At 39.7% G+C, this 14,255-nt stretch carries 9 protein-coding genes; all 9 read left to right on the forward strand.

What is annotated here, in order from left to right; translation table 11 throughout:
- Positions 1-4,321, forward strand: a 4,321-nt coding sequence (locus ACYVR3_RS15025) for a type ISP restriction/modification enzyme (protein ID WP_461244879.1), incomplete at its 5' end; no start/stop codon positions are given.
- A gap of 294 nt (positions 4,322-4,615) precedes the next feature.
- The gene (locus ACYVR3_RS15030) at positions 4,616-5,569 is read left to right on the forward strand and encodes a tyrosine-type recombinase/integrase (RefSeq protein ID WP_461244880.1); all 954 of its coding nucleotides are present in this window, start codon (positions 4,616-4,618) and stop codon (positions 5,567-5,569) included.
- A 45-nt stretch (positions 5,570-5,614) separates the two neighbouring features.
- Entirely contained in the window at positions 5,615-6,403 is a 789-nt protein-coding gene (locus tag ACYVR3_RS15035) for a ParA family protein (protein ID WP_461244881.1), read from the forward strand.
- Positions 6,400-6,720, forward strand: coding sequence for a hypothetical protein (locus ACYVR3_RS15040; RefSeq protein WP_461244882.1), 321 nt, complete (start codon positions 6,400-6,402; stop codon positions 6,718-6,720). Before ACYVR3_RS15035 ends, ACYVR3_RS15040 begins: the two co-directional genes overlap by 4 nt.
- Before the next feature lie 175 nt (positions 6,721-6,895).
- On the forward strand, positions 6,896-7,444 hold the full coding sequence (locus ACYVR3_RS15045) for a helix-turn-helix domain-containing protein (protein ID WP_461244883.1): 549 nt from the start codon (positions 6,896-6,898) through the stop codon (positions 7,442-7,444).
- 16 nt (positions 7,445-7,460) lie between these two features.
- Complete coding sequence (locus ACYVR3_RS15050; protein ID WP_461244884.1) at positions 7,461-9,317, forward strand: hypothetical protein; 1,857 nt, start codon at positions 7,461-7,463, stop codon at positions 9,315-9,317.
- A 2-nt stretch (positions 9,318-9,319) separates the two neighbouring features.
- A complete protein-coding gene (locus tag ACYVR3_RS15055; RefSeq protein ID WP_461244885.1) occupies positions 9,320-10,348 on the forward strand; it encodes a RepB family plasmid replication initiator protein in 1,029 nt (342 codons plus the stop codon).
- Between the two features lie 431 nt (positions 10,349-10,779).
- Entirely contained in the window at positions 10,780-12,933 is a 2,154-nt protein-coding gene (locus tag ACYVR3_RS15060; protein ID WP_461244886.1) for a DnaB-like helicase C-terminal domain-containing protein, read from the forward strand.
- Between the two features lie 835 nt (positions 12,934-13,768).
- Positions 13,769-14,255: restriction endonuclease (locus ACYVR3_RS15065; RefSeq protein WP_461244887.1), on the forward strand; the 487-nt coding region annotated here is incomplete at its 3' end.

Genomic DNA, 14,255 nt, shown 5'->3' on the forward strand with positions numbered 1-14,255 from the left:
AATTTCTCAACTAGAAAACGCCGATATCGACTGGAATTTATTCGACTTTGGATCTGATAACGAAAATATTCAAAAGGCGCCAAAAAAGCTCCGTGATTATCAAGAAGAAGCCATTGAACGTTCCTTGACCTACTTCAAGGATCATTCCCGAGGAAAGTTAATCATGGCCCCAGGGACCGGGAAAACTTTCACTAGTCTGAAGATTGCGGAAGCCCTGTACAACCAACAAGGCGGTGACAACTACAATATCCTTTACATGGTTCCAAGTATTCAACTTTTATCCCAAACCTTGTTTAACTGGAACTCTGATAGAGCTGCCGATATAAACATGATTTCCTTCTCTGTTGTGTCCGACCGGAAGGCTACCAAGAAAAAAGCCGGCAAAGATAATCTCAGTGCCAAGGACGTTGGTTTTCCAGCTACTACTAATGTTCAGGAATTGATGAAGAACTACCAGTCCATCAAACGGTCCGGAAATAAGAACATCACGGTCATTTTCTCCACCTACCAATCCATTGATGTAATCCACCAAGCTCAAGAAGCTGGCTATCCAGAATTTGATCTGATTGTGGCGGACGAAGCGCACCGGACAACTGGGGCGGCCAAATTAGGCGAAGATTCCATGTTTACCAAGGTCCACCACGATTCTAACGTTGCTGGTAAGCTGCGTCTTTACCAAACCGCAACGCCTAAAATTTATGGGGCCGACGCCAAGAAAAAAGCCGAATCGAACAGTAGTGAACTGTCATCCATGGACGATCCCAAGATATACGGGGAAGAAATTTACCGCTTAGGGTTCGGGGAAGCCGTTAGTCGGGGCTATTTGACCGACTACAAAGTTTCTGTTCTAGCTGTTAACGAAAACTACGTTAACAAACATATGCAAGCCATCATGCGTTCTTCCGACAATGAACTGCAAACCAGTGATATTGGTAAGATTATCGGGATCTGGAATGCTATGACCAAGCGAAATGGGATGAACGGTGCTATTACCGGGGCACCAATGAAACGGGCCATTGCCTTTACTGATACCATTGCCCACTCTAAGGACATTGCAAAGGAATTTAACAACGTCGTTAATGACTATCTAGGCAAGCAAGCAGAAGGCAGTTTCAGGGTCGATGTTCACCATGTAGATGGGGGGCTAAATGCCTTAGAAAAGAAGACGGAACTGGACTGGCTGGCTGGTGATATGCCAGAAAATACGGCTCGGATTCTCTCTAATGTCCGGTTCCTGACAGAAGGGATCGACGTGCCAAATCTGGATGCTATCATCTTCATGGCACCTAAGAAGTCCCAAGTTGATATTGTGCAAGCCGTCGGTCGAATTATGCGGCGCTATGAAGGCAAGGAATACGGTTATATTATCCTGCCAATTGTAATTGACGCTAATACCGATCCAGCTTCGGCCCTGGATAATAACAAAAAATACCAGGAAGTTTGGCAAGTCCTTAATGCCTTGCGGTCAATCGACGAACGGTTTGAAGCTGAAATCAATAAGCTGACTTTGAATAAGAAGAAGAGTGGGAAGTTGGGACTTAACGCGATTAATACCAAACCCGGTTCTACTGTAACTGAAGGCCGAGGAAAGGACGCTGAAAATAATGGTGGTGAAAATACTGAACAAAATCCCGAACAACTTGATTTGGATTTAGAAATGGATATGGCAGCCATCGAGCAAGCCTTTTACGGTAAGATCGTTGATAAAGTTGGGGATCGGCGCTATCTGGAAGACTGGTCCAAGGACGTTGCTAACATCGCTAAGCGGCACATTGCCAAGATCAATACGTTGATTGATACGGAAGAGGGCGCTGAAAGGTCCTTTGATCGATTCATGAGGAGTTTACAACACAACATCAATGACTCGATTGATCGAGACCAGGCCATCGAAATGTTGGCCCAACACCTAATCACTCAACCGATCTTCCAGGCCTTATTCGGGGAATACAGTTTCATCAACGATAACCCCGTTTCACATGCTGTTAATGAAGTAGTTTCCGCCTTTTCCGTCTTTGGTTTTGATAAGGAACAAAAAGAACTGAAACTATTTTATGACTCTGTAAAATTGCGAGCTTCCGAGATCGACAATGCCGCTGCTAAGCAAAAGTTCATTATGACCTTGTATGACAAGTTCTTCCGGACAGGATTTAAGGATACAACCGAACAAATGGGAATCGTCTTCACACCGGTGGAAGTCGTTGATTTCATCGTAAAATCCACAGATTACGCCTTAGAAAAGTACTTTGGTAAGCATTTATCCGATAAGGGCGTCCATATTCTGGATCCATTTACCGGAACTGGGACCTTCATTACCCGAACGTTGGAATATCTCAAACAGCAGATGGATGAAGGTAAGATCACCTTTGATGACATCTTGTACAAGTACACCAATGAACTGCACGCCAATGAAATCATCCTGTTAAGCTATTACATTGCGGCCATTAACATTGAAGCTGTCTTCGATGAAGTCAATGGCCCTGATCGTGGATATCAACCATTTGAAGGGATCGTCTTGACTGATACCTTTGAAAGTACCGAACGAAATGACTCCTTCATGGATGAATTGCTGGGACAAAACAATGCCCGATTGAAGAAACAACAAGAAAAGCCAATTACTGCTATTATTAGTAATCCTCCGTATTCAGTGGGGCAAGGTAGTGCTAATGACGATAACCAAAACACACACTATCCAATTTTAGAAAAGCGGATTGAACAGACATATGTTAAGAATAGTACGTCGTCATTAAGCAAGAGTTCATATGATAGCTATATTAAAGCTTTTCGGTGGGCTACTGATCGTATTGGCGATCAAGGGGTTATAGGTTTTATCACAAATTCAGGATATATTGATAAAGGTTCCTTAGATGGATTAAGGCAGAGTATCCATCAAGAATTTAATGATATTTATGTTCTGAATTTACGAGGTGCAGTAAAGGGTAAAGTTAAGAATACAGCTCGAATTGAGGGTCAAAATATTTTTGACATTCAAACGGGTGTGGCAATAATCATTTTGATAAAAGATAAATCAAAGCAACATAATATTTATTATCATGATATAGGAGACCGATTATCACGCAGCCAAAAATTTGAAGAACTTAATAATGCTAAATCAATATTTGGATTTAATTGGAAAGTAATTCATCCTGATAGTTATAGTGATTGGATTAATCAACGAGACCCACATTATAAAATGTATCCATCAATAGTTGGCGAAGAGGATTCACCGGTCTTAAATAATGCGGTGGGGATTAGTACTAATCGTGATATTTGGGTATCCGGATTTTCTAAGCAATCTGTATTAGATAATTCTAAGCGGCTGATTGATAACTACAATGCAGAAGTGTTAAAAAATGGTGGACAAGGCCAAAAATCTACCATGCGTGATAGTAAGAAAATTAAGTGGAGTGCAGGCCTGGATAATCAATTTAAGAAGGGGATTGAGTTAAATTTTGAACCTCAAAATATGCGATTAGAGATGTATCGACCATTTACCAAAAAATGGTTAATGTATGATCGGAATATCGTAGAACGTCCCGGTAAGTACTATGAACTTTGGGGTAATGATAATCAGGTTATTGTTACTACTGGTAGAGGTATAAGAATAGCGTTCTCCGCATTTGTGACAGATATACTTCCTAATCTAGATTTAATGGAAAAATGTCAAGGATTCATGCGCTATGATAATTCTGACCATACCAGTGAACTGATTCCAGATAATTCCAATATGAGTCAATCCTTTGCGAACAAGATTGGCTTATCCCAAGACGATACTTTTGCCTATGTATACGGATTGCTAAACTCTCGGGAATATCAACAAAAGTATGCTAATGATCTTAAGAAGAATCTGGCACGGATTCCGATTGTTAAGGATAAAGAAAAGTACGTAGAAGTTGGTAAGCAACTGATGGATCTGCATATCAACTATGAAGAAGTTCCACTTTATACTGGCGTTGAAATCGTCAAGAAGGATAACCCTGATTACCGGGTAACCAAGATGAAGTTTGCAAAGCAACGTAATGAAGAAGGTAAGTTGGTTAATGACCGCTCAACCCTGATTTACAACAATGACATCACTATCAAGAGAATTCCTGAAAAGGTCTATGAATACGTGGTTAATGGGCGTTCTGCTATTGAATGGCTCATTGATCAATATCAAGTTGATAAAAATAAAATTGAAGAAAAATATGGCATTACTGATGATCCAAACAATTTTAGTGACGATCCAAAGTACATCTTCAATTTGGTATTACGAATCATCAATGTTTCTGTGCAAACTGTTGATCTAGTGAACAGTTTGCCAAAATTTGAAGTAATCGAATAATTAATCAAAGCATCGAATCTTTGTGGTCCGGTGCTTTTTTGCTGCTTCAAAAAGTGAATAAATTTTTCTGCTATCGTGGATATTAAGGGGAGTGTAAAAGTAATAAGTGATATGTAATAGGAGCGGACACAGTCCATAATATTTTCGCTTTTTAGATAAAATTAGTGCATCTCCTAAATGCTGATATAGCAATGATTGTAGCTATAATATGAATGCAACTATTAGATAATATGTATCATGTAGTACATAATTATGTTACAATATATTATGTACTACATGAGAGGGATGTTAACCATGAATGGTGAAATAATTACTCAAACCCAAAATAACAATGACCTATTACTAAAGAAAGACAACCAAAAAGAATTATTTAATCGCTTTATCGTTTTTATTGATGCCTCACCAAACACTATCAGGACCTACAGGGGTTCATTAAGGCAATGGTTCAAATATTTATCTCAAGTCGGAGCTGGTAATCCCACACCGGATACAGTGAGGGCCTATCGCCAATACCTAAGAGACACCGGCAAGAAGCCGACTACAATTCAGAACTACATCATTGCCGTGAAACAATTCTTTAAGTGGACTGAAGATGAAGGCTTATACCCTAACATCGCTAAGCATATTAAGGGAGCCAAAATCAGCCACGAACACAAGAAAGACTATTTAACCAGCGCCCAAGCTAGGCATGTGTTATTGACTATTAATAGAGACTCCCTAAAGGGGAAACGTGATTATGTGATGCTTGCTTTAATGCTGACAATGGGACTTAGAACGGTGGAAGTATCCAGAGCCAACGTTGATGATATTAGGACACAAGGGGATGCTGTGGTCCTGTATGTACAGGGTAAAGGGCACGTTGAAAAGGATGCCCCTGTAAGAATGCCTGGGCACGTTGAATCAGCAATTAGGGAATACCTCAAGGCCAGAGGTGCAACAGCTTCAGGAACGCCCTTGTTTGCTTCTACGAGCCATAACAACCAAGGAAAACGAATGACTACCAGAAGCATTAGTGGAATTGTTAAACAGAGTTTCATTAATGCTGGATATGACAGCCCTAGACTGACAGCCCACTCGACTAGGCACACTTCAGCAACTCTCAATCTACTTAATGGAGCAACATTACAAGAAACTCAACAACTGCTAAGACACGTCAACTTACAGACTACAGAAATATATGCTCACAACCTGAATGCCATTAAGAACAAAAGCTCACAACGGGTGGACAATGCTATCTTCAATAGCTAATAAATGATATGTAATATGTATTAGATAACAGGAAGGAATTAAGTTATGAGTAAAGTAATTACAGTAACCAATCAAAAGGGAGGCACTGGTAAGACCTCAACATCCCTGTTCTTGAGCTATGGATTAGCTTTCAAAGAATACAAAGTACTTTTGATTGACCTAGACAGCCAAGCCGATGCGAGTTTCTCTACTGGAGTTAACTATGATGAAACCAAAACATCTTTAGAAGTAATACTGGGGGATGCTGATATAACCGATGCTATTGTCCCTGTACCAACTAAGCAACGGGCTAAGTTAGACTTAGTACCAGCATCATCCAACTTGGCATCTCTTGATATTCAATTAGTAAAGCGACAGCTTATAGATGCCCAGTACAATCTCTCAGAGGCTCTCAAACAAGTTAAGGGCGATTATGACTACATCATCATAGACACGCCACCAGCCATCAGCATGGCCGTTCTGAACGCCCTAACAGCTTCTGATTATGTGATTGTTCCTACTCAAGCAGACATATATGGTCTCAAAGGGTTAGGCAAGTTAGCCGGTACCATTAACTCAATCCAAAAGCACTCTAATCCAAACGTTAAAGTACTGGGAATCCTTATAGGGCGTTACAACTCTAGGACTAACTTTACTAAGTCAATAACAGATATGCTTCAGGACACTAGCAAAAAGCTTCATACCAGGGTATTTAATACTAAGATACGTGAAGCCATTGCCATTAAGGAAGCTCAAGGTGAGCAAACTAACCTATTTGAGTATGCACCTAAAGTGAAAGTAACAAACGATGTTAATCAGTTCCTGAACGAATTACTAGGAGGATCTTTAATATGACTAAGAAAGACTTTTCTAACTTGAGCAACCCAGCAACTCACTTCTTAGAGGAAATGAATACAGCTACTAAGGCTCAGACTAAATCAACAACCACTACTAAAGCTAAGACCGTTAAAAATACTTCTGAGAGTCGTTCTCAACACGCTAGTTTCTTATTAAAACCGTCAACGGCTAACAGTCTTAAGCTGATTGCCAAGTTTGAGGGTACCAGCGTTAATAACATTGCTAACCAACTTCTTGATAAATATGTTGCTGACTACAGAAAAAATCCGGCCCAAGCTAAGAAGCTGGACCAGGCATTGGAACTATTCAGTTAAGGTACAGGCTTTCTATATTAGAAACTGAAGGAACAAAGATAATATTTAGCTAACTTCCACAAATATACATTAGCGGAAGTTAAAACATGATATTTAATCCCGAAAGAAATATTTAGGGCCTACGACAAACCCGACATCCTAAAAAAGCACAATCTAAAGAAAGGAGCATCCTTAATTGAAGCCAGAAGATACTAAACAACAGTTCATCATGCTACGGGCAGAAGGACTAAGCTACGGTAAGATTGCCGAAAAACTTAATATCAGCAAGGCAACCTGTTCAGCATGGGAAGCCAACTTTACAAGTGAGATTGCTAAACGGAAGCAAGACCGCCTCGAAGAATTGTATTCAGCTTATGGGATGCTCAAAGATAAGCGCATCTCATCACTAGGGCAAACCCTTAACAAAATCAACGATGCGATTGATGATATTGATTTATCAGACGTTGACCCGATCAAACTGTTAGAGTTAAAGCTAAAGTATCAGGAAGCGTTAAACAAAGAGTATGTTGCGCCAAGCACAGGGGAAGCCATTGACTTCTCTAACGGTTTCAATTCTAGCGACATTAACCAAGAGCTAGGACGTTTAATTGAATTAGCCAAAGCCGGCGAGTTATCCGGCGATCAATTGACGCAAGAGTTACGTGTTCTGACCGAAACATTAAAAGCTTATAACCAAACCGAATTGGAACAACAGCTTGAAGCGTTGACGGCATCGCTTAGCTAGAAGGGAATTGTTAGACATGGTAAATAAGAACAACTTACAACGATTAATCAAGAACGGCAAATGGACGGGGAAAAGTTTAGGAATTGCAATGATCTTAAACATCGCCGAATTTATGAAGGGTAATCCTGAAATACTTTCTACCGAACAAGTTAATGAAGCCATGAATAAGCTGGAACGAAAAGACGGACTGGTTTACAACAAATATGTTGATCTATATAACGTTTTAACCGACTTATATAACTTCTGTAACACAACTTCCTTAGACGCCATTAGCAATTACCAGATTTTAAGAACCTACATCAGTGGCATCATGCAGGCTAAAATTACTTCACAAGTGATCGAAACTAAACCGGTAGAAATCAGTGAACGTCAATATTCAACTTATAAGACGAAACTCAAAAAGTATATCAAAGGCGACAGCGCCGGCATTGCTAGTTTAAAAACTTGCTTAGCCGAGATTGTTTTTCAGGCTAGTATTGATAGCGATGTTGCTAAACCAATTCTCGAAAAATATAAACATGAAACGGTTAGCGATAAATACTTAAAAGAACTAAATGACAACATAAAAAGCCAATGGGGAACTGAACCAGAAAACCCTGAACAGTACTATGCAATGCCGGAGATGTTTACCGGCTATTATGCACTACCGGACGGAACGACCTCAAAAGACATCAGTGAAGACGATTTTAAAGCCCGTGTTCATGCTGAAAAATTAAAATTAGTTGGGTTAAAATTTAGCTATTCTTTTAACGACAAAAACGGCAAGATGCGCAAAGCATCCCCTGAACAAACCTTTAAAGAATGGCAAAAATCAAAGAATGATGCCGGAATTAAACTTGCTTACGAAAACGAAATTCCTTTAACCGATGCCTTAGGTTTATTAGAAAAAGAGCATCCCTTATACAAACTCGAAGACCCATTTAAATGGGTAGACGGGACAACTGACCCGATCACTAAAAGCACTACTAAGTACGAAGTGTTACATACCTATTTATCCGATCTTGAAAGCATAATCGACGGGGAAGACAACATTAGTGAATATGAAGATATTGCTGATTTTATCAGCGATGAATACAGTGAACTAATTGACGCCGTACTTGCTGACTTAAAGAAAAACGATAAAGTAAGAGCATTATTAGACGATGCTCCTGATGATATTTTTGAGTGGTTTAGTTCCAATGGCGCTTTTGCAAAAGCAGGAATGTCGTACTACCAAGACATAGTTGCGCCAAGCAACAATTATGACTTAAGCGATGTCATGCCGGAATCAATCAGACACACGGCTAAAAACTATGGTTATCTGATTAAGCCCAATAGCAAAAACAGCGACATCACTACTACCTTTCAACAACACAATATTGGTAACAATCATCGCCGGCTACTTAACCAGCTCTTAAATTCGATTTCATTGCAGGGGGTAGCTAACGATCAGGAAACCTTAGACCACATTAATTCCTCTTATGAATCCGTACGGCAGGGCATTAACTATATGCGCGCATTTGAAGCATTTATTGACGGTTTGATTGAATATACCAACAAAAAAGAATTAGCTGACCTGAAGAACTTTGCCCCATTCCACCGTTTGCACGGCGCTATTCAAGATTTTAATGAGTTCGTTTATCTGGAATATCACGAACTTGCTACGCCTTCATTGAATTATGAAAATCCAATAACGAAGAAGCAGAAGGAACAGTGTGCTAGGGATGCTAAGACCTTTAAGAAGATTTTTAAACCCGTAGCCGTAGATAATTTAGATGTCCCCGAAGAAGCGCAAAAGACTGTTAGAGCATTGATAGCTAGCTTCTTTGATCTTGGGAATGACACCAAAATTACTGCAAGTAAAGTCTTACAGGACATCGCAGGGGGGCTGTAATCATGGTTAAACAAAAAAAGACCACACCAATTAAAACCCCAAGCCTAGCGCCGTCTAAGAAGTTCACTTCCGATAGCTACGATCTAATTACCCAAAACAAACCAATAAATGATATTTCTCGTTTGAATTCTAAACAAGGAACTACAAATTTATTATCAACGCAAATCATTAAATCCGGCGACATCACTGCTACAATCAGTGATGCCAAAGAAGGAAACAGTTTTACCCCAACAGAAGCTATTATCTTTGATTACATGCTCGCCCAGCACACTAGAAGTAACAACGAGAACAGCCGGACAATATCGTTTTCAGTTACCCAATATATGAATGACCGAAACCTTAAAGACCGCAGGAATGCCAAGCATCAATTAGATAAAGGACTGCAAGCATTCTTACGAACAACACTTTCTTATTCCGGAATGAAACGCCCCAACGGGAAGGGCAAACGTCCTAAAGATGTCGATGCTTTTGACGGCATTAATATCTTAACTTCTGCTTATAGAACGTCGGACGGCATCGTTACCGTATCATTTAGTCCTGAATTCAATGATATTATCACGAAGCGAGGTTTAGTAATGCCTTATGCTAAAGCAACCTATCAAATCAATCCGCAAAAGCATCCGCACGCTTACTACATTGTCCGTAAGATGCAGGAACAGAAACGAATTGCATACGGCGAGCCTAATGCTGATCGCCTACGAATCAGCACCCTTTTAAATGCAATCCCGTCCCTACCAACTTATGAAGAAGTCAAAAAGACTAATCGTAATTACAGTGGGCGAATAATAGAACCGTTTTTCAGAGATTTAGGGGACACGCCACAAGTTCAACAGATATTCAAAGATTATGCTTTCCTTGACCCAGACGGACAACCATTTACAAAAGACACTTATGACACTCTTTCTTACGAACAATTTATTAACAGTATGCTTGTTGTAACTGCTTGGGTCGACTACCCTGAAGAATCTGTTAAGCGCTGGAAAGATAACCAAAAGAATCACATTGATAATGCCAAGAAATCAAAGAAGTAAGTTACCTTTAAAAAAGGGCCTTGTCCAAAAAAACGTTTTTAAGGGTGGGGGTATCGCTACGCACCCCCTAATCCCTTGATACACCAGTGGTTTGACGCATTCTGTTCTAACGATATTTTAACAGTCTAACCCAAAACAAACGAAGAAAATAAGACCCTCATCCCTTGATATTCCTGAAATTTTCAAAGGGTGGGGGTCGCCGTGTGCAAGGGTGGGGGTCGCCGTGTGCAAGGGGGGGGGTCGCCGTGTGCAAGGGTGGGGGTATCGCTACGCAAACAAATTTTTAAACCCTTGCTACCACTGGATTTTGAGAGGGTCGAAATCTCTTAGGTCTTTAAGGTCTTTAAGATCTTTAATAAGGCAAGGGGCGCACTTTTAAAAAGCGCCCTTGCTATAATACACATAAACAAACCAACAAGGAGAATGCCGACATGAGTAACAGCAAAGTTAAAGATCAAATCAAACAGCAACTACCAGACTTCTTAAATGGGCAAGGAATCAGCATTGATAAACCATTTACTTGTTTGAATCCCGAACACGATGATAAAAAACCTTCAATGTCATTTGATAAGAAGGATGGTAAACATGTTCATTGTTTTGGATGTGGGGCTTATTGGGACATATTTGATTTAATTGCTGTTACGAAGTTACATGCTCAAATTGTTGCCGATAATCAGGGTAAACCAGTACCAAACCTTAACTTTGCGGATGCTTATAGCTTAGCCATTAAAATGTACGGCATCAACGCCGAACCATTGACGATTTCTAACAAAACCGAACAAAATCAAGTTAAAAGTGAACAATTAGGGATGCAGTCTAAAGTAAATAAAATTAACCAGCGATTAATTGCTACCGCTCAGAGTAACTTGCAGAACACGGATTACTTAAGCAAACGAGGAATCAGTTTAGAAACGGCTAAAGCGTATGGATTAGGTTACAGTAGCGAATGGGTAAGCCCTAAAGCTATCTTAAATGGGGCAAAGCCGGAAGCATCCCCCCGCCTTATTATTCCGACGAGCAATGCAAGTTATATCGCTAGGGATGTTAGGAATGATCTAACTGAACTTGAACAGAAGTATGCCAAAATGAAAGAAGGACAAGTTCATATCTTTAATGAACAAGCTCTCTCAAAGAATCAGCCAATTTTCATTGTCGAAGGAGAAATTGACGCCTTAAGCATCATTGAAACGGGCGTAGCGCAAGCAGTCGCACTAGGTAGCACAAGTAATGTGAACCTGTTTGCTAAATGCGTTTCTCAACAGAAAAACCAGTTTAAAAACAATGATTATCGGCCAACTTTCCTCATTGCGATGGACAATGACAGCGCCGGCCAACTTGCGACTAATCGTCTAACCAATACATTAAATAAATTACATTTAACGAACTATGATGTTCAGATCGCACGGGGTCATAAAGACGCCAACGAAGCACTTGTAGCTAACCGAAAAGAGTTTGAAGATGAATTAGTCCAAACGGTTAAAGACCCTAATAACTATCTACAAGGACTACTGGACTACATCAACAACAGTCAAGATGTACAAGCAATTCCGACCGGGTTCGATAACTTAGATAAAGTATTAGACGGCGGTCTTTATGAAGGTTTGTACGGGATTGGGGCAATCTCATCATTAGGAAAAACGACTTTTGCCTTACAGATTGCTGATTATATTGCAATGAATGGTAGATCGGTCATGTATTTCGCCCTTGAAATGGGGCGCTATGAACTAATGACTAAGAGCATCAGCCGGCATACTTTTATGAACGCATCTATCGACCACAAGCCTGAATTAGCTCAAACGACTAGAAGTATCTTAAAGGGTAAGTGGCAAGAACGTTATGGCAAAGCGCAGTTAGCCAATGTTACGAAGTCAATTGAACAGTACGGCGACTATTACAGCAATGTGGTTATTCATGACGGAACTGAAGCCCGCCCCAAAATATCTGATATTCAAAAAGTAGTCGATGACTATGTTTTACGAACCGGCGAACGTCCCGTAGTAATCATTGATTATTTACAGATACTTAAACCTGAAGAGCCAAGTGCAACTGATAAGGCGAATGTAACGACTTCTGTTAATGCAATGAAGAAACTTGCTACCAAGCATCACATCCCCGTGATTGCGATCAGTAGCTTTAACCGTGATAGTTACAACACCAAAGTAAGCATGAAGTCCTTTAAGGAATCTGGCGACATTGAATATAGTTCGGATGTCTTAATTGGACTTCAGCTCACAGGAACAGGCGAAGAAGACTTTGATGTTGACCATGCGAAGGCACAGGAATGCCGTGAAATTCAAGCGGTTATTCTAAAGAACCGTAACGGGCAAACCGGCGATACATTGGACTTTGCATACTATCCAATGTTTAACTTCTACCTTGACCCTGAAGCATCTCTAAAGGGCGGTTCTGAAGCGCCTAAGACAACAATTGATACAGCAACTTTAAAAGTGAATGTAGGTGATACGTTACCAATCATGGACGGTTGGGAAGTTACATCAGCTAAAAATGGCGAGTATTTATACCGGAATATCGAAACCTCTGAAGTTATTGACGCAACACATTATAAGATATTATTGGAAAAATAGATGTGTCGCCAAACAAAGTTTTTCAATGATGGTAAGACGTGGAAATTAATACTAATAATTGCAATTGTTAAGGCAACGTAATCAGAAGTGTTAAAGGAAGCAAACAAAGCTGTTAAATGAAAACCGATTAAATTTGATGCTAATAAATAAGCCATGATAGGCAACATGAACAGTCGATTAAGGGCGTAAATTGGTTCAATATAACTAGTAACTATTTTATCTACAAGAGCTTGTGTATCAACGCAATCGGTTGTGGTTTTAAGCTTTTGAACAGCTCTTTGATAGTTAATTAAGCAACATGTGTAATAGACCAAATCCATTACGATTAGAAAATAGATGAACAGCATCACTAAAGTTGTAATGGTTAGTTGATTACTTATTAAATAGTGCAGGGATGCTGACTGATATACGTTAAGTTGTCCTCTGAAAAAGAACGACAACAGATATAGGACGGTAAGACTAACCACTTGATCGAAGCCGGTTAGCTTGTTAAAAAGATTTCGGACTGCACTGAATATTGTCATGCATTGGCACCAACTTTCTATTAATTTTTGGAACAATAATAATATAAGCCTTGAACCGATTTCTACACATTCACTAAAAACGGGGATAGAATATGAAATTAGACTTTGGAAACTTAGTAGATAAAGACACAACACAAAATTGCCATAAAACGCCGTATTTCTGGTGATCATTCCAACTCTAAAAAAACATAATAAAAAGTAGTTGCTTTCCAATTGCTTTCCAAAAGAGGACGAATCTGTAATGGATTTGGACCTCTTTTTTTGTGAATATGTATAATAGGACTTATCTTAACTATGTAAGGAGCAGCAAGATGGCTACATTTAATCAATTAATTGATCAAATTAATAATAATTTGACCAATCAACGAGATCGAGGAACCGCCTTCGAAAAGATGGTCGTTTCTTATCTGAAGAACGAACCAACCTATAAAAACAAATACAGTGATGTCTGGATGCTAAGTGAAGTGCCAGCAGAGTACAATATCTCCCGGCAAGATACCGGGGTTGATATTGTCGCCAAAGACCGTAACACCGGTAAATTAACGGCTGTTCAAGCTAAATTTTATAAAAATAAGGTTGGCAAGGGAACAATCAATTCTTTCATTGCGGAAGCAGCTAAAGACTACTACGCTGACGGGATCATCGTTTCGACCATCGATAAGTGGAACCGGAACGCTGAAAAATCTCTGGAAGACCTGTCCAAGCCAATTGCTCGGATTGGAATTTCTCAACTAGAAAACGCCGATATCGACTGGAATTTATTCGACTTTGGATCTGATAACGAAAATATTCAAAAGG

This window comes from Secundilactobacillus muriivasis, assembly GCF_054785195.1.

What these genes read in the sequence shown, in the direction of transcription:
- ACYVR3_RS15030 (WP_461244880.1), top strand. Translation starts at nt 4,616, where the DNA reads ATGAATGGTGAAATAATTACTCAAACCCAAAATAACAATGACCTATTA.
- ACYVR3_RS15035 (WP_461244881.1), top strand. Translation starts at nt 5,615, where the DNA reads ATGAGTAAAGTAATTACAGTAACCAATCAAAAGGGAGGCACTGGTAAG.
- ACYVR3_RS15040 (WP_461244882.1), top strand. Translation starts at nt 6,400, where the DNA reads ATGACTAAGAAAGACTTTTCTAACTTGAGCAACCCAGCAACTCACTTC.
- ACYVR3_RS15050 (WP_461244884.1), top strand. Translation starts at nt 7,461, where the DNA reads ATGGTAAATAAGAACAACTTACAACGATTAATCAAGAACGGCAAATGG.
- ACYVR3_RS15055 (WP_461244885.1), top strand. Translation starts at nt 9,320, where the DNA reads ATGGTTAAACAAAAAAAGACCACACCAATTAAAACCCCAAGCCTAGCG.
- ACYVR3_RS15060 (WP_461244886.1), top strand. Translation starts at nt 10,780, where the DNA reads ATGAGTAACAGCAAAGTTAAAGATCAAATCAAACAGCAACTACCAGAC.